General features: G+C 64.1%; 15 protein-coding genes and 1 pseudogene. All 16 read left to right on the top strand.

Annotation, left to right across the window (positions count from 1 at the left end; all coding sequences use genetic code 11):
• Nucleotides 1–255: 255 nt before the first annotated feature.
• Entirely contained in the window at nt 256–564 is a 309-nt protein-coding gene (locus HWX25_RS29335) for a pilus assembly protein (RefSeq protein ID WP_236873290.1), read from the top strand.
• Between the two features lie 22 nt (nt 565–586).
• A complete protein-coding gene (locus tag HWX25_RS29330; RefSeq protein WP_175911955.1) occupies nt 587–2,182 on the top strand; it encodes a Tad domain-containing protein in 1,596 nt (531 codons plus the stop codon).
• A 23-nt stretch (nt 2,183–2,205) separates the two neighbouring features.
• On the top strand, nt 2,206–3,057 hold the full coding sequence (locus tag HWX25_RS29325) for a hypothetical protein (RefSeq protein ID WP_175911954.1): 852 nt from the start codon (nt 2,206–2,208) through the stop codon (nt 3,055–3,057).
• Nucleotides 3,058–3,140: 83 nt separating this feature from the next.
• Nucleotides 3,141–3,758: a hypothetical protein gene (locus tag HWX25_RS29320; protein ID WP_236872432.1), complete on the top strand. Its 618-nt coding sequence runs from the start codon at nt 3,141–3,143 to the stop codon at nt 3,756–3,758.
• A gap of 1 nt (nt 3,759) precedes the next feature.
• Nucleotides 3,760–3,942, top strand: a complete 183-nt coding sequence (locus tag HWX25_RS29315) for a hypothetical protein (RefSeq protein WP_059820777.1) — start codon at nt 3,760–3,762, stop codon at nt 3,940–3,942.
• 18 nt (nt 3,943–3,960) lie between these two features.
• Nucleotides 3,961–5,022 carry a Flp pilus assembly protein CpaB gene (cpaB, locus tag HWX25_RS29310; protein WP_175911953.1) on the top strand — a complete coding sequence of 354 codons (1,062 nt, stop codon included), beginning with the start codon at nt 3,961–3,963 and terminating at the stop codon, nt 5,020–5,022.
• Nucleotides 5,023–5,049: 27 nt separating this feature from the next.
• A complete protein-coding gene (locus HWX25_RS29305; protein WP_175912005.1) occupies nt 5,050–6,738 on the top strand; it encodes a pilus assembly protein N-terminal domain-containing protein in 1,689 nt (562 codons plus the stop codon).
• 25 nt (nt 6,739–6,763) lie between these two features.
• Entirely contained in the window at nt 6,764–8,569 is a 1,806-nt protein-coding gene (locus HWX25_RS29300) for an ATPase, T2SS/T4P/T4SS family (protein ID WP_175911952.1), read from the top strand.
• Nucleotides 8,566–9,414, top strand: a complete 849-nt coding sequence (locus HWX25_RS29295) for a type II secretion system F family protein (protein WP_175911949.1) — start codon at nt 8,566–8,568, stop codon at nt 9,412–9,414. The genes HWX25_RS29300 and HWX25_RS29295 overlap by 4 nt, the downstream gene beginning before the upstream one ends.
• A 36-nt stretch (nt 9,415–9,450) precedes the next feature.
• On the top strand, nt 9,451–10,332 hold the full coding sequence (locus HWX25_RS29290; RefSeq protein WP_175911947.1) for a type II secretion system F family protein: 882 nt from the start codon (nt 9,451–9,453) through the stop codon (nt 10,330–10,332).
• Nucleotides 10,329–10,673 carry a DUF192 domain-containing protein gene (locus HWX25_RS29285; protein ID WP_175911945.1) on the top strand — a complete coding sequence of 115 codons (345 nt, stop codon included), beginning with the start codon at nt 10,329–10,331 and terminating at the stop codon, nt 10,671–10,673. The genes HWX25_RS29290 and HWX25_RS29285 overlap by 4 nt, the downstream gene beginning before the upstream one ends.
• Nucleotides 10,633–10,827 (top strand): annotated as a pseudogene (locus HWX25_RS33925) (TadE family protein); the annotation flags it as partial. The gene HWX25_RS29285 and the pseudogene HWX25_RS33925, both read left to right, overlap by 41 nt.
• Nucleotides 10,828–10,872: 45 nt before the next feature.
• Complete coding sequence (locus HWX25_RS29280; RefSeq protein WP_347879268.1) at nt 10,873–11,445, top strand: pilus assembly protein; 573 nt, start codon at nt 10,873–10,875, stop codon at nt 11,443–11,445.
• A gap of 86 nt (nt 11,446–11,531) precedes the next feature.
• Nucleotides 11,532–12,134 carry a lytic transglycosylase domain-containing protein gene (locus HWX25_RS29275; RefSeq protein ID WP_175911942.1) on the top strand — a complete coding sequence of 201 codons (603 nt, stop codon included), beginning with the start codon at nt 11,532–11,534 and terminating at the stop codon, nt 12,132–12,134.
• A gap of 191 nt (nt 12,135–12,325) precedes the next feature.
• Nucleotides 12,326–13,561, top strand: coding sequence for a tetratricopeptide repeat protein (locus tag HWX25_RS29270; protein WP_244135288.1), 1,236 nt, complete (start codon nt 12,326–12,328; stop codon nt 13,559–13,561).
• Between the two features lie 551 nt (nt 13,562–14,112).
• On the top strand, nt 14,113–16,867 hold a 2,755-nt coding region (locus HWX25_RS29265; protein ID WP_208457052.1), incomplete at its 3' end, for an Ig-like domain-containing protein.

The following is a 16,867-nucleotide window of genomic DNA, read 5'->3' as shown; positions in this document are numbered from 1 at the left end:
CTGCTGTTCGTGGCAGATGCGTCGGCGAGGTATGCCGGGTGGCCGCGGTGGGGCCGAGTCCGAACTGCGCTGGTCGATCAATGCCGTCGGCGTGGATTGATGTTGCTCATCACGCGAGTCGGGGGAGTGTGGCGCCAGTTACTGGTCGAATTCCGGGCGCTGGAATCGCAGTATCGGTGCTTTCGTGATTTCGCGCGTGGCGAGTTTTTTATATGTCGGTGGTCGTCGTTTATTTTTTGATTGGAAAATACTGTTATGCCTTTGATGAAACAATTTAATGCGGAAAATCGTCGTCGAATTCGTAAACAGCTGGGTCAGGGGATGACCGAGTACATCATTATCGTTGCGCTGATCGCCGTGTCGGCGATTGCCGTGTATGCATTCTTCGGCAAGACGGTGCGCGATCAGACCGCGGGTCTCGCAACCGAGCTGTCCGGCAAGAGCGGCCAGTCCAACATCAGCTCGGCGCAGGCTGACGCGGGAACGGCGACGACCGAGGCGGGCAAGACGAAGGGCCTCGGCAGCTACACCAACGACTCGATCAACAGTTCGGGTGGCAAGTAACACACGCCGTCTCTCATAAGCAATGGTGTTCCGTACCTGTTCAGGCGGAGTGGTGCCTGCCCGCGAGAGCGGGCAGGCACTCGTTCCCGCATTGCTGTTTCTGGTCGTGGGCGGCGTTGCGCTCAACCTTGCGTTCAATTCGCTCCAGCTGACCAGTGCCAAGATCAAGTTGCAGAACACGGCGGATGCGGGGGCGTATGCGGTCGCGTTGATGCAGGCGCGCGACTACAACTTTTCCGCGTACACCAATCGCGCCATGGTTGCTAATCAAGCTGCAGTCGCGCAGATGGTCAGTCTGAAATCGTTCGTCGACATGCTGGACGAACATGTTGCTCCCGGCTCGCGTTCGGATCGTTTGGCGGATCAATACAGTGGTGGCGCGGATGACTGGTTCGTGAAAAAGAGCCGGGCGAGGGACATGATTCATCCGGTGCGTCAGCGCCTGGATTCCGATCTTCCGGGTATGGCGCGCAGTCTCGACACGATCATCGCGGCGTTGAGCAGCGCGCAGCGTGCGTATCACGAAGCAGTGCTTGCCGGTGCACCCAACCTCGCCGATGAGATCGCACGTGTTAACGAACCGAATACGCGTGTCATGGACGGATCGTTCGACGATCGGCTATCTCGAACGGAATTCGCCGCGTGGCGGACGCATTCGACAACGTTCAACCCGCGTGCGGGCTACGACGATCGGTTCGCCGACGTAGTGGCTGACGCCCGCACGCTTGGCGACTTCGTGCGCAGTCGGCCGGTGGAAGAGTTTGGGAGTGGGTTCGTACCGGGGTGCTGGGGAAGCGTCGGTCGTCGTTCGAGGATGGATGGCGGCACGCAATTGCGGCCCGATCGCAGTGGGTGGCAGGCCATCGATGGCGCGATGACGCGCGTCTGGACCGCGCACGACTGCATCGAGATTTACACGAAATGGGTCTGGGTCGAGGACGAGCCGCCCGAGAGCGAGGTGGGTGAAGAGGGCGAAGCGGGCGAGGCAACCGAAGCGGGTGAACAGGGTGATGGCGAACTACCTGTCCCCAAGGGGCACTGGGAACGTCGGGAAGAGACGATCGTCAGGGCGGGCATCGATGACACGAGTACGGAAGGCCGGGCGGGCGCGGGGAACGGCAATGCGATGAGCTATCAGAGCTGGTATGGCTATGGCGGGTACCTGAATTTCGGCTATCCAAGCGGTTCGCCAGGATGGGTGTCGTCGGCAATGCGATCGCAGTACGCAGCGGGGCCGGGCATGACGATGAGCATGAATGGCGGTTTGCAACCCTATCGGGATCTGGCTGGACAAGGCGTGGCGAGCGCTGCGCCACGCATCACGATCCGCGTGGCACGCGCGCAGGGCTCGACGATCAGCGATTCGCGCCTGCTCGGCGGCGGGCGACTCGCGCTCTCGCACGATCCGCGCCCGCTGATGGCCGTCGCCTCCGGGGAGGCGTATTTCGTGAGGCCGGACGAGAAGGGGCTGCGGTCTGTCTACGGATTGCTGCGTTACCCCTCCAACTGGTCGCGCACTGACCGGCGAACCGAGTACCCGAGCTTGTTCAGTCCGTACTGGGAAGCGCGGCTGGCTGCGGTTCCGGAGGAAGCGCGGGCGAGTGGAGGGGGGCGATGAACCGTCGGTACAGGAGGCCTTCCGTGCGCCGTCAACGCGGGCAGGCGATGGTCGAAATGGTCGCCGGGCTCGGGTTGGTGTTCGTCGCCGGGTTCCTCGCGATGGCGATGCTCGGCAAGCTTAACGACGTGCGTAACAAGGTGCTGGTTGGCTCGCGCTACGTTGCATGGGAGCGCACGGTATGGACGAATCCGGACGACGCGGGCACGGGCTCCGACAGCTGGTGGTATCAGAAATTCGGCGCGGGTGCGCAAACCGTGACCAAAACGGACGACGTGCTGTTGAACGAGTTCCTTGCGCGTGTCGTTGCGCCGCGTCGCACGTCCTTGTCAAGCAGCGACGGCAGTGTTGCGCTGTCGGCGGCGTTGCCGGCCGCGTGGCGCGACCCGGGTGGCGCGGCGTTCGTCGAATCGGCGCGCGACATCGCGGTATCCACGCGCGCGACCGATCGACTGACTGCGGGAACGACGAAGCTCGCAAACAAGACGATCGGCGTCTATCAGTCGCCGCGCGTGCGCCAGGAGGTGGCATTGCAGATGGCGTCGCGCACGGCTCAGGACGGGCGAGTATCGGTGCATGTCGGATTGCGCGGCGAGAGCGCAAAGCGGCTGTGGCCGTCGCTCGCGCAGCTGACGTTCCAGGACACGACCACGCTCGTGACCAATACCTGGACACCGGATGGCAGGCTCGGCCTGGTGTCGGCGATCGGGCCCGAGGTGGCGGCGCCGGCGGCAAAGCTCGACGCGATGCTGCAGACGCGTGATCGGCAGACGCTCGTCAAGGCCATGGACGGTGTAGGCACCGTGCTGGGGCCAGCGTACCTCAAGCCGGGCCGAATCGAGGCAGACGTGGTGCCTGCGGGGGTGCTGAAGTGAGTGCGGCGTCATGGTGGCGGTGCTGGGTGCTGGTGGGCACCGTCTGGGCGGGAACGCACGCGAGCGCGCAGACCTGCGACCGAATGCCGGTGCCTGCGGCTCGCGCGCAGTCGATCGGCGGCGACATGCTGTTGAACGGCATGCCGGCCGCGGTCTGGGCGCTGACGTTCGACATGACGGTCGAGCAGGTCGAGCGCGCGTTCCGCGCCTATTGGGAGCGCGCGGAATTGCCCGCGATCGGGATGTCGGGCCCGCGCGGCCGGACGATGAGCGGGCTCGACGGCGTTTGCCAATACGTGCTCGAACTGCCGGCCGGCCAGCACGGCGACACGACCCGCGGCGTCCTGAGCGTGATGCAGCTCGACTCTGCCGGGGCGCGGAATGCAATTCCGGTGTCGGTTGCTGCACTGCCGGCCGGCCGTGTTCTGTCCGACCTCGAAAGCCGCGATCCCGGGCGAGCGGGACGCACGTGGGTGATCGCGTTGCCGGGTCGCGCCGACGAGCATGCCGCGCGCTATCGCGACGCGCTGGTGCGTGCCGGATGGCGGACGATGTCGAGTACGACGGTTGCGCAGTCGAACGTGCGGCGTGCGCCCGATGTCGGGCTCGCGATGCAAAAGGGTAGGTACAAGCTGGACGCCGTGTTTTCCGGACAGGCTGGACAAGCCACGGCGGTGATCAATGTGATGGAGAGTGGTTGATATGCAACGTTTGACTGGCCGCATGCGGCGTCAACGCGGCCAAGCCTACGTGGAGTACTTCGTGGTCGCTGGATTGATTATTGCAGGACTCGTCGTGGGTGGCGATACGTCGGTCATGAATACGCTTCTGGTCGCGATGAAGTCGTTCTTCGGCGCATACAGCTATGCGTTGTCGTTGCCCTAAGCGCGTCAGGATAGTCCAGTGATATTCAGTCGAATCAACTATCGTTCGCTGTTCGCGAACACTTGGCTGCTGGTCAGCATTGCCATGATCACAGCGGGCGGCATCACCTGGATGACGTACCGCTACATCACGGCCAGCGAGGCCCGCATAAAGGCCGAGGCCGAGACACGTCATCAGGGGCGCGGCGTCTCCGTGGTCGTGCCGCGTGCCGACGTACCGGCCGGTACGCCGCTGACGAGCGACGTGTTCGTTGCTCGCGACATTCCGGCGGATCTCGTCTATGACGATATGCTGCGCGCGGCCGATTTCAACCAGTTCCGGCTCGCGACGCTCGTCAAGCCAGTCAGGCGCGGGCGGGCGTTGCGCGCGCAGGATATTGATGCGCTGCGGGCGCGCGACTTCTCGGACATCCTGCCGTCCGGCACGCGCGCGCTCACCTTGCAGATCGACACGGTCAATTCGACCGATGCGATGCTGCGTCCCGGCAACCACGTGGATCTCTACTGGATTGGCCAGAACCCGGATTCGACGATGAGCGGCGGCAACGACGCGGCTGGCGGCGCCCAGTCCATCCTGCTATTGATGCCGGATGTGCTCGTGCTCGCGACCGGCAACGATGTGCGACCGCGCGACGCAGGCGAGGCAGCGCGAGACATGGCCGACGGCGCGCAGCGCGAAAGCTACGCGACGGTCACGTTACAGGTGCCGGTCGCGGAGGCCGCCCGCATCGTGCTCGCGCAGAAGGTCGGCATGTTGCGCCTGATCCTCCGTAACAGCGAGGATCGTGCCGCGCCGCCGCCGAAGCGGCTTGATGAACCGGGGTTGTTCGCGGCCGCGCCGGACGGTGCCGTCGCCGAAAGCGACGTCGTCGAAATCATCACCGGCGGCAGAGGTAGCGCGACGTTGTCGCGGATCGCTGCGTCGCCGGCCGATGCCGGTATCCCCGGCAGCGCGCCAGTGCCGGCTCCGGTGTCGAAACCGGCCGCACGGCCCCGGGCGGCGAGCGGAGCCTATCAGCAGGCAAACGCGCTTGCAGACCGCCTGCAAGCCGAAATGAGTGCGTCCAGCGCGCCGCGGTAACGTTCGAGAACGCAATACGGGTTGTTCATGAAAGTCATAGATTGTGCGGCGGAGCGCCGCAGCAGGGTGTTGTCGTGCGCATTGGCCGGCGTGCTTGCTGCCCAGGGCATGCCACAAGCGTTCGCCGCGCCACGTATCAACCACGAGGAGCACGTCGCGCCGGCGCGTGCCGCGGTACTCGATTTGTATCGCGGCGAGATCCGGATGATCGACGTACCGGGCCAGATCAAGCGCATCGCGATCGGTGACGGCACTCTGGTGACGGCGAATGTCGTCGATGGTCGGTTGATGTTGCTGGCGGAGAAGCCCGGCATCACGTCGCTCGTCGTCTGGACGACGAACGGCGTCGCAGTGAATACGACGGTGCGCATCGCGAAGGGCAACGTGCACGAAACCGCCGCGCAGCTGCGCCTGGTCCTGGTCGGTGTCCCCGGCGTGCAGGTCGTGGAATCCGGCCCGAACATCGTGCTGACCGGCACGGTGCACCGCGACATGCTCGGCCGCATCAAGGCAGCGACCGTCGACGTGCCGAATCTGCTCGATGCGACGATCGTCGATGAAGGCGATGCGCTGAAGAAGACGATCCACTTCAAGGTGCAGATCATGGAACTCACGCGGAATGCGCAGGAGAATCTCGGCATTCAGTGGGACCAGAAAATTGCCGGGCCGCAGGCGGGTGCGCAAGGGTTCATCGGAAGCCAGGCCGCCACGGCGGCGGGCATGGTTTTCGCGGGAATATCGACGCAGATCACCTCGATGATCAACCTGATGGTCAACAACGGCGATGCCTACGTGCTGGCGTCCCCCGAGCTCAATACGAAGAGCGGCGGCACGGCGAGCTTCCTCGCGGGCGGGCAGGTGCCGATTCCGCGCGCCGGCGCGCTGGGTACGACCGACGTCGAGTACAAGGACTACGGGATCAAACTGAATATCAAACCGGTCGTCGACGCGAACAACGTGATCTCCGCGCAGATCGACACCGAGATCAGCCAGATCGATCCATCCGTGTCTTATGGCGGCTACCCGGGCTTTCTGACGCGTAGCGCGCGATCCGATATCTCGTTGCGAGCGGGGGAGACCATGGCGATTTCCGGCCTGATCAATGCGGACGCGATTGGTAATGCGAGCCGCGTGCCCTTTCTCGGGCGGCTACCGATCATCGGGCGCCTGTTCAGGTCCGACGAGTTTCGTTCGAAGCGCAGTGATCTCGTGATCCTGGTCACGCCGCTCATCTCGGATCCGACGCTCGCACCGAATACGGACATGCTCGCGCGCGCCAACCTTATCAACCGCGGATTCCACGACAAGCACGGCGATCCGAGTCCGCTTGCCGACGATTCGCGCGGCTCGAACGGCACGCTGAATCCGATCGGGCCGACCCGGCCGCAGCAGTTCGGCCCCGTTCGAGTGCAGCCGGCACCGTTACATGCTGCGCCGGGCGGCGACGAGGCGGGCGCATCGGGACCAGCCGGGCGCGGCGACGGTAGCGCCGACGCCAGGCCGGCTTCGGCCGATACGGCGGACGAACGAGCGACGACGGGCGAGCGGAACTTAAAGAACGCGCGGGGCGACTTTGACACGAAGGACGAGGCCGCGCGTCCTGCGCGGCCGTTGCACACAATTCTCGCAACGCCGGTGACGTGGCGTCCGGCAGTGCCGGCTTCCGCTGTCGATGCAGAGGCGCCCGGCCGCGCGGCGGCTGCCGGTGCGCCGTGACGACCGCTCGAAAGGAGAGAACGTTATGCTGAGTTTGCAAGTACAGGCCCGTCACGGCGCGCCGCGGATCGTGCAGGTCGAGGATGTCTGCACGATCGGCAAGTCACCGGATTGCGACATCGTGGTCAAGGGGATGCTGATCGGCCGAATCCAGGCCCGCATCGCGCTACACGGCAACGCGTGGTATCTCGAGGATCAGGGCGGGATCGTCACCACGCTCGTCAACGGCTCACCGGTCGAGAATTTCGGTCCACTGACGGATTCCGACGAAATCGAGGTAGGAACGACGAGGATTCGCGTGGTGACGGAGACGCAGCCCCGTGCGGCTGGCGGTGCGCCGGACGCTGCGGCGCGGCCCACGGCGGCGGCGAGCGAGGAAGCCGCGCCACAGGCCACGCCATCCGCGCAAGCGAAACCGGGGGCCCATGCCGCCCCCGTGTTCGACGCTGAGTCGCCGTCGTCCACACGTGCCGAGCGGCGGGACCGGCGCCCGGCGCGTCGCGCGTCAGTCGCGCCGGATCAACGGACGTCGTCGATCAACAGTCGTGCCGGCATCGAACTGCGAAAGCAGGTGCATATGCGCCTGATCGCCGAGTTCGATCTGCGCCGTCTCAACGTCGCGAGAATGGACGAGGATGAATTGCGGCGCACGGTGGGCAGCGCGCTCGACGAGATCCTGAACGGAGATCCGAGCTTCCGGTCGCCCGACGTGTCGCTCGATGCGTTGCGAAAGAGCGTATTCGACGAAGTGATCGGGCTGGGGCCGCTCGAGGAGTTGATCGCCGATCCGGACGTTAGTGAAATCATGGTGAATTGCCACGACGAGATCTTCATTGAGCGGCGTGGCAAGTTGACGCGGTCGCCGGTGATCTTCACTGACGATCGTGCGGTGCTCGGTGCGATCGAACGCATCGTCGCGCCGATCGGACGCCGCATCGACGAAAGCTCGCCGATGGTCGACGCGCGTCTGTCGGACGGATCCCGTGTCAACGCAGTGATTCCGCCGCTCGCGCTGAAAGGGCCGAGCATGACGATCCGAAAATTCTCGCAGCGCAAGTTGACGGGCGAGGACCTGATCGATTTCGGCTCCATGTCGGCGGATATGCTCGAGTTCCTGCAAACGGCCGTCGAGCAGCGCGCGAACATCATCATCTCGGGCGGGACAGGGTCGGGCAAGACCACGCTGCTCAACGTGCTGTCGAGTTACATTCCGGATGATGAGCGGATCGTGACGGTCGAAGACGCAGCAGAGCTTCAGTTGTCCCAACCGAACCTCGTGTCGCTGGAGGCGCGTCCGCCGAACATGGAAGGCAAGGGCGCGGTCCATATCAGGGATCTCGTGAAGAACTGCCTGCGGATGCGTCCCGACCGGATCGTGGTGGGCGAGTGTCGTGGCGGCGAAGCGCTCGACATGCTGCAAGCGATGAACACCGGCCACGACGGTTCGCTCACGACCGCGCACGCGAACTCACCGCGCGACTGCATCGCGCGACTTGAAGTGATGACGCTGATGGCCGGTCTGGACTTGCCGGTACAGGCTATCCGAGAGCAGATTTGCTCGGCCGTCGACATCATCGTCCAGCAGACGCGCTTCTCGTGTGGCTCGCGGCGCGTCACGTACGTAACGGAGGTGAGCGGAATGGAGTCGGGCGTGATCCAGCTGCAGGACGTGTTCGTATTCAAGCAGGACGGGTTCGGCGAGGACGGCAAGGTGCAGGGCACGTTCCGCCCGACGGCTTACGTCCCCGACTTCTACCAGGAGCTGATCCGCCGGCGCATTCCGGTCGATACGACGATATTCACCGGCGGCGCGGAGCTCACGCACCCATGAACATCGTCGTGCTGCTCGCGGCCGTGTTCGCCGGGCTTGCGATTTTCCTGGTCGTGGCGATCAAGCTCGGACGGCGTGCCGTCACCACGCGCTCGAAGCGCGTGGTCAACGAGCTCGAGGCATCGCTTGCGGAGGCATTCGTGTTCGCGAACCGCCAGCGCGTCGCCTTTCTGTCGCTGCTGGCCATCGTCCTGCTGCCGTTGCTTGCCTATCAGCTGTTCGACAGCGTGTTCTTCGCGGGCCTCGGACTCGTCGTGGCGCTGATGGCGCCGGGCCGCGTGTTCGCGGTCATGCGCAAGCGGCGCACCGCACAACTCGAACGCCAACTGCCGGACGTATTGCTGATGATGGCCGGCGCATTGCGCGCGGGAGCAAGCTTCGCGGTCGCGCTCGAAAGTGTCGTGTCCGAATCGCCGGCGCCAATTTCCCAGGAGCTTGAACTGCTCGTACGAGAGCTGCGTCTCGGCATCGATCTCGACATCGCCATGCAAAACATCGAGAAACGCATTCCGGTGCCCGATTTCCTGATGGTCACGGCGGCCGTCACCATTTCGCGTGAAGTGGGAGGGAACCTCGCGGAGGCCCTCGAATCGGTCGCACGGACGCTGGGTGCGAAGTTGCAGATGGAAGGAAAGATCCGTGCGCTGACGTCGCAGGGCCGGATGCAGGGCGTGGTGATGACGTTGCTGCCGGTCGGGCTTATGTTCGTGCTCGACTTCATGGAGCCGGAGGCGATGGCTCCTCTGTTCCACGAACGGATCGGGTGGATGACGCTCGGCGTGATCGGGGTGATGGAGTTCCTCGGTTACAAGGCGATTGCCAAGATTACCAATATCGACGTATGAGCCGGGCGTGCCGCGTCGTCATCCGGGAGTGAAGTGATGATTCTGTTCATGTCGGCGCTTGTCGGCTTCGGTGCGATGTTCGTGCTGTTCCTGCTGACGCGATTTGCCTTGCAAGTGCAACAGGCAGTGCCGAAAGAGGACCGTGCGTATCTCGACCCGTTGCCCAAGGGGCTGAGGGTCATCTGGCCGCTCGTCAACGTTGTCGAGCACTGGATGGGTGACCGTCTCGGTACCGCCTATGTCGAGCGGGTCGATCTGCAATTGCGGCTCACGCACCTGATTTTCCTGATGTCGGCGCGCCAGTTCGTGGCGCTGAGCGTCGTGTCGGCCACCGTGGCGACGTCGTTCGCGCTGTCTGCGATGGCGGTGCTCGGGGTGTTCTCGTTCCTTGCGCCGCCCATTGTCGTGCTCCTGGGTTACTACTATCCGCGCATCTGGATGCGCGACGTACGACGCGCACGGATCGCCGCGATCCAGAAGCAGCTGCCGGTTTACCTGGACTTCCTGACGCTCGCGGTCGAAGCGGGCCTCAACATCAACGGCGCGATTCAGAAGGCGGTGGAAAAGGGGCCGGACGGGCCGCTGCGGCGCGAGTTCGAACATGTGATGCGCGACCTCAAGTCGGGTTTGAATCGCGCCGATGCGCTGCGGCGCTTCGACGAACGGCAGGGGATCAAGGAGATCACCAATCTGGTCGGTGCCGTGATTCAGGCCGAGCGGATGGGCGCGGGTCTCGCGAGCACGCTGCGTTTCCAGTCGGAGCAACGGCGCGCGGAGCGCTTCCAGCGTGCCGAGAAGCAGGCGATGGAAGCGCCTGTCAAGCTCGTGTTTCCGTTGATGGTGTTCATTTTTCCCGTGACGTTCGTCGTGCTCGGGTTCCCGATCGCGATGAAGTTCATGCAAGGAGGATTTCTGTGAGGCAACGCGTACTAGTCGTGGGGGGGCGCGTAACCGGCGTGCGCGTGGCCGTTACGGAATCGGCGCGCGAGCGTATGAAGGGCCTGCTGGGGCGCGATGCGCTCGGCCCCGACGAAGCATTGCTGCTTGCGCGATGCGGGGCCGTGCACACCTTCGGGATGCGCTTTGCGATCGACGTGCTGTTCGTGAGCCGGACGAACCGGGTCGTCGCCGTCCATCGCGGGGTGTGCGCGGGCCGCATCCTGATGCACTGGCGCGGCGCGAAGACGCTCGAGATGGCGTCCGGTGCCGCCGCGCGTCATGGGATCGGCGTCGGCATGGACCTTGAGTGGGATGCGTGACGCGATGGCGATTCGTCTCAAACGTGCGCGTCAGCGCGGTCAGTCTCTCGTCGAGTTCGTGATCGTTGCACCCGTATTGTTGTTCTTCTGCTTCGGCCTGCTGCAATACGCATTGATGTATCAAGCCAAGGCGACGCTCGATTCGGCGGCGTTGGAAGCAGCGCGCGACGGCGCGGTCAATCATGCCGAACTCGCGCCGATGCAGCGCGCGCTCGCGCGCGGCCTTGCGCCCCTTTACGCACACGAAGCGAGCGCTAAAGGTGCTGAAAATGCGCTCGCGCGCGCCAGGCAGGATGTGCTGGCGCATGCGCGGATCGCGATCGTCAATCCGACGCGTGCGCAACTAGACGATTTCGGACAGGCCCGCTACGACCCGCGGACGCGCACGACGGTCGTTGAAATTCCGAACGATCTGCTGCGCTATCGCCGGACGGAAATCGGCCGCGCGTCGGGCACGGACATCCAGGACGCCAACCTGTTGAAGATTCGCGTGCACTACTGCTATGACATGGTCGTGCCGTTTGTGAATCGCGCCGTGTATTACGCGGTCAACGCAATCGGAGCGGTGTCGCGCGATGGCCTGTCACCGACCGAGCCCGTCGATTCGAACCAGGATCCGTACGGTGCGCCCGCCACGCCGGACTTCATGTGCAGGCGCAAGCTGGAAGACGGGCGCACAACAGGGCGCTGGCCGATCGCGTTGGAGTCGGAAGTCGTCGTGCGGATGCAGTCGGCCTATCGCGGTGCGGTCGGACAGGTCATGGATCGATGAGCGCGCCGCATGCATGGCGGCCGCGCCCGCATAGGCAGGGTGCGCGGCCGGTCGGTGCACTGTGTTGGGGCAGCGTGGCGGTTGCGATGATCGCCGTGGCCCCGCCAGCGGCTGCCGCCGGTGATGTGATGGCGCACGGCGTAGCGATGATCGTCGGCGGTGCGCAAACGGCGGCGGCGCCTGATACCGCCGCGCGACGCGGCGTGGTGCTCACGTTCGCGGTCGCCGGCGCGCAGCCGCGGACGATGGTGACTGCTTACGCACACCGGCGCATGCAGGCGCTGGCGCCGCTCGTGGCGGAGATCGCGCACGCGTTTCGGCTGGACGCGGCATTGTTGATGGCGGTCATCCATGCCGAATCGGCGGGCGATCGCCGCGCGATTTCACCCAAAGGCGCGACCGGCCTGATGCAGTTGATGCCGGCCACGGGCGCAGAATACGGCGCGACCGATCTGTTCGATGCACGACAGAACATTGTGGCCGGCGCCCGCTTTCTGGGCGACCTGCTGCAACGTTACGGCTCGCGCGATCTCGCGCTGGCCGCCTTCAATGCGGGCGCGGGGGCGGTCGATCGCTACGGCGGCCGCATCCCGCCCTACGACGAAACGAGACGCTACGTCGTGAGGGTCAATGGCCTGTATGCACGCTATGCGCACGCAGACGAGGCATGGACGCAGGCGGTGCAGTGAAAATCTGACTAATCAAATTGGTTCGTGCGTTGCGAACGGAGATACTGCCGCAAGCACGCATTTCCAGCCGCGTATGCGTCGTAACGGAAACCATGACCAGTCATTCGATTCGTGCAATGAGCAGAAGACCCCCTATTACTTATGGACGCGGCCCGCGTGCTGCAAACGTCCCCGGCGCGGCCGAAAGGCGCATGCATGCGCTGGCCAACGAATTTCGTGTGGCGATGGCCGCATGCCATTACGGCGCGGCGCGCCGTCTCGCCGAGCGCGCGCTCGCGATTGCGCCGGGCAACCCGACCGTGCTGGGCGATTACGCACTTTGCCTGATGCGCGAAGGGCGCCATGATGCGGCCTACCGTGTCTATCGAGGCATCGACGCGCTGCCGCCGGCGCGACAGAACCTCGTCTCTCCGACCTGGATAGACGGATTGGCCGAGGTATGCGGCTGGCTGCACAAGCCCGATGAGCTGCGTCATTACGGATATCGGTCGCTCGCGGCCGCGGATGCCCGTTTTTCTGGCAATCGTCGCTGGACGGTGCCCGTTGCGCCGCCGCCGTCCTTCGATGCGAGCGAACCTGCTCGCAACGTGATTGCCTACAGTTTGTACGGCGCCGATCCGCGCTACGGCGAGACGGCCGTGATGAACGTACGAACGGCGGCCGAGTTGTTCCCGGGCTGGATCTGTCGCGTGTACCTCGATGACACGGTGCCTGATCACGTACGAACGCGTCTACGCGATGGAGGGGCGCAGGTGGTGACCGTCGACGCCGTGACCCGCCGTGCAATACCGGGCACGATGTGGCGTTTTCTCGTGCTCGACGATCCGTCCGTGACTCGCTTCATGGTGCGCGATGCCGACGCGCTGCTGTCCGAGCGTGAGACATCAGCGATTGCCGCATGGATCGGCAGCGACCGCTGGTTTCATCACATGCGCGACTACTTCACGCACACGGAGCTGTTGCTCGCCGGCATGTGGGCAGGCTGCGGTGGCGTGTTCCCGCCCGTGGCGCAGCTGATGGCCGACTATGTACGGCAACATCCGGATGAGCGTCGCTTCACCGACCAGCACTTTCTGCGTGAAGTCCTTTGGCCGACGATTCGCGACAGCGTGCTGAACCACGACGAACTGTTTGGTTTTCACGACGCCCGGCCGTTTCCTCCGCATCCTCCCGTGCGTTGGCGCACGGCCGAATTTCATGTGGGCAGCAATGCAAGCTACCGGCGAATCGGAGGCCCGAGCGCGCGTGGCGACGGTGAAACGCAGCCCGTCATCATGACCTGCGGGGCAGACGGGCCGCTTCGCTACGACGCGATCGTACGCGACGGGCATTGGTCGCTCGATTTGCCGTTCTTCCTGATCGATGCATTCGAGAAGGGTGAGTTGCGCATCGACGTGATGCACGCGGGCGCGTCCGAGCCCGTGTAGGAAACTCAGGTCAGGCCGTTGGGACGGCCGTGATTCGACAGCCGGCCGTCATTGCATGACGAGTCGGTTTTTTCATGCCCTTATTTCGAGATATTCGCGGGAGGATCGGGATTGGGGAGGTGCTTTCCGGACAGTAACAGGGAGATTTAATTTGCCGTGCTTCATCTTTGTTGAATTGAATAATTAAGAGTTTTCTTAGGATTTTGCGGAATAAATTGTGAATAACATTTAGATTGATTGAGATTCAAGGCGACCTATAAAAAATATGTGATTTTCTGACGAGTCAACTTGATGGTAGTCGGGTTCATGGCAAGAATTGGCTGTTGTTTTAGACGTGGATGGTTGTGTCTTTGCTGGGGAAGCGGAGCGAATGCCGTGTGCGTCTTTTTTTTCAAGTCATTGGCAAACAATAAACCAAGGAAGCGCTTGTGAGTACTCGTGTCATCAAACTCGCTGTCGTCAGCGGCAAGGCGATCAATAAAACCGTCGAACTGAATCCTGGTGTGGCGGGGGCGCCAAAGGTCCTCGAGGCGGTTCCCAACGGAAAATACGTGCTGATCGACGAATCGACCGGGCTGGCACCCCGGCATGTCACGGTCAAACGCGTCGGTAAGGATCTGCATATTGGCCTGGATGGTGCGAGTGCGGACGAGCCGCAGGTCATCATCGAGGATTACTATGGATCGAGCAGCCAACTGGTCGGCGAAGCAGAGGGCGGCCAGTACTACGACTACGTCGTTTCCTCGAGCGCGGACGGGGAAGCGGAACTGGGCGCGCTCGCCGCGAACGTGGATGCGCCGGTCGGACTGAGCCAGTCCGGTCTGGTGCCGGGTTTCGCCGAAACGATGGCGGCTGCGCAGGGGGCGGGATCGCTTGGTCTCGGCACGCTGGGCGCGCTGGGCACCGCGTTTGCCGTCCCCGTGGCGGCCCTTGCGGGCGGAATCGCGGCCAGCGCAGGCGGGCGCTCGAGCGGAGATCAGTCGGAATTGAAGCAGGAGGACCAGCCTGCTCCGCCCGCTGCACCATCGCTTGCCGGCGTCTACGACGACAATGGCGCCGAGTTGAAGTCGATTCCGGACGGGGGTTACACGGATGACGAGACCCCGGTATTCAAAGGCACTGGGCAGACGGCCGGCGATACGATCGAAATCCGGCTCGGTACCGAAATCGTTGGCCGGACCACCGTCGGTGCGGACGGCACATGGTCGCTTTCGCTCAGCGAACCGCTCTCCAACGGAAACTATACGTTCTCGATCGTCGAGATCGATGCATCCGGTCGTGCCAGCGATTCGACCGATTATTCGCTGACGGTCGACACGTCGCCGCCAAGCCGTCCGCTGATCGACCGCGTGATCGACGACGCCGATCCGCACGTCGGCATCGTCAATCGCCAGGACGTGACGAACGACGATCGACCGACGATCGAAGGGCGCGGCAAGATCGGATCGATTATCTATATTTACGACAACGGCGGCGCGACGCCGATCGGCAGCGTTGCAATCGGTGACAGCGGGACCTGGTCGTTCCAGGTGCCCGAATCGCTCTCGGACGGCAATCACAGTATCACTGCGAAGGCGGTGGACCGCTTGGGCCGCGAGAGTGCCCCTTCGCGTGCATACCAGATTGTCGTCGATACGACGCCACCCGAGCAGCCGACAATCGGCGAGGTCGTCGATCATGTCGGATCGATTCAGGGGCCGTTGGACAATCACAGCTCGACCGACGATCCGAAGCCCGCGCTGTCGGGCAATGCTGAAGCGGGTTCGATCGTGACGATCTACGACGGCGGCAAGGCGATCGGCTCGACCGTTGCCGACCAGGGGGGGCATTGGTCATTCACGCCGAGCCAGCCGCTCGCGGACGGTGAGCACGTACTGACGGTGCGCGCAGAGGACAAGGCGGGCAATACGAGCCAAGCGAGCGACCCGTTTACGATCGACGTCGACACCACGCCGCCGGCCAAGCCGGCTATCACGGATGTGATCGACAACGCCGGTGACGTGACCGGGCCGTTGAAGCCGCACGATACGACCGACGACGCGCGGCCGGAAATCAAGGGGAGCGCTGAAGCACACAGTGTCGTGCTGATCTACGACACGGTCTTCGGCAAACAGGTGTTGCTCGGCAGTGTGCGCGCAGATGCGGACGGCCATTGGTCGTTCCGGCCGCCGTCGCCGCTGCCGGAGGGCGACCACGAACTGAGCGCGATCGCGCGCGACGCTGCGGGTAATGAGAGCGAGCTCGGCGACGGCTTCGACTTTACGCTGCAGATCGGGGGCGTACCGGTTACGCCGTCGATCACGGGCGTGTTCGACGCGGTCGAACCGCACATCGGCAACGTCGAGAAGTACGGCGTGACGAACGACGCGCAACCGACCGTAACGGGTACCGCGCCTGCTGGCAGCATCGTGCGCATCTTCGTCGACGGCAAGATCGTCGCGAGCGTGACAGCTGATGGATTCGGCCGCTGGAACTACCGGCCTGAGACGCCGCTTACGGAGGGCTCGCACAGCTTCTCGGCCTCCGCGCAAACGGCGGATGGCAAGGTGAGCCCGTCGACGGGCGACTATTCGATCGTGGTGGACACGATTGCGCCGGAAGCGTCGAAGGACGAGACGCTGCTGGATGACGTTGGTAACGTGACGGGCCAGATCGCGAATGGCACGACGACGGACGACGCGACGCCGGTATACAGCGGCAAGGCTGAGGCCGGCGCGGTGGTGACGATTTACGACGGCGAGAAGGCGATCGGCTCGACGGTGGCGGGACAGGACGGACGGTGGACGTTCCGGCCGTCGGAGCCGCTGTCGGACGGTGCGCATCGACTGTCGACGACGGTGACGGACAAGGCGGGGAACACGAGCGAGCGAGGGGATGCGCACGAGTTCACGGTGGACACGAGCAAGATGTCGATCGCGCTGGACCAGGTGATCGACCACGTTGGCACGGTGCAGGGTCCGCTGCAGCCTGGACAGACGACGGACGACCGCCAGCCGGAAGTGACGGGCAAGGCGAAGCCTGGCTCGCTGGTGAAGGTGTACGTGGACGGAGAGGTGGTTGGCTCGGTGCAGGCGGGCGGCGACGGACAGTGGTCGCTGAAGCTGCCGGCCCCGTTGTCGGAGGGGGCGCACGAGATCGCGGCGTCGTCGACGACGAACGGGATGGAGAGCGCGCTGACGGAGCCGTTCGAGCTGACGGTGGACGTGACGGCGCCGGATCGGCCGACGATCGAGTCGGCGCATGACGACGTGGGTGCAGTGCAGGGCACGATCGTGAACCACGGGACGACGGACGATACGACGCCGA

Origin of the sequence: Burkholderia sp. BCC1640 (genome assembly GCF_902833125.1) — a bacterium.
Lineage (GTDB): Bacteria > Pseudomonadota > Gammaproteobacteria > Burkholderiales > Burkholderiaceae > Burkholderia > Burkholderia diffusa.
Note: the sequence above shows the minus strand (reverse complement) of the source record. Positions and strands in the feature narration are given on the sequence as shown.

Bases quoted from the DNA above. Each gene is read 5' to 3' on its own strand.
- HWX25_RS29335 (WP_236873290.1), top strand. From the start codon at position 256: ATGCCTTTGATGAAACAATTTAATGCGGAAAATCGTCGTCGAATTCGT.
- HWX25_RS29330 (WP_175911955.1), top strand. From the start codon at position 587: ATGGTGTTCCGTACCTGTTCAGGCGGAGTGGTGCCTGCCCGCGAGAGC.
- HWX25_RS29320 (WP_236872432.1), top strand. From the start codon at position 3,141: ATGCCGGTGCCTGCGGCTCGCGCGCAGTCGATCGGCGGCGACATGCTG.
- HWX25_RS29315 (WP_059820777.1), top strand. From the start codon at position 3,760: ATGCAACGTTTGACTGGCCGCATGCGGCGTCAACGCGGCCAAGCCTAC.
- HWX25_RS29305 (WP_175912005.1), top strand. From the start codon at position 5,050: ATGAAAGTCATAGATTGTGCGGCGGAGCGCCGCAGCAGGGTGTTGTCG.
- HWX25_RS29300 (WP_175911952.1), top strand. From the start codon at position 6,764: ATGCTGAGTTTGCAAGTACAGGCCCGTCACGGCGCGCCGCGGATCGTG.
- HWX25_RS29295 (WP_175911949.1), top strand. From the start codon at position 8,566: ATGAACATCGTCGTGCTGCTCGCGGCCGTGTTCGCCGGGCTTGCGATT.
- HWX25_RS29290 (WP_175911947.1), top strand. From the start codon at position 9,451: ATGATTCTGTTCATGTCGGCGCTTGTCGGCTTCGGTGCGATGTTCGTG.
- HWX25_RS29280 (WP_347879268.1), top strand. From the start codon at position 10,873: ATGCAGCGCGCGCTCGCGCGCGGCCTTGCGCCCCTTTACGCACACGAA.
- HWX25_RS29275 (WP_175911942.1), top strand. From the start codon at position 11,532: ATGATCGCCGTGGCCCCGCCAGCGGCTGCCGCCGGTGATGTGATGGCG.
- HWX25_RS29270 (WP_244135288.1), top strand. From the start codon at position 12,326: ATGCATGCGCTGGCCAACGAATTTCGTGTGGCGATGGCCGCATGCCAT.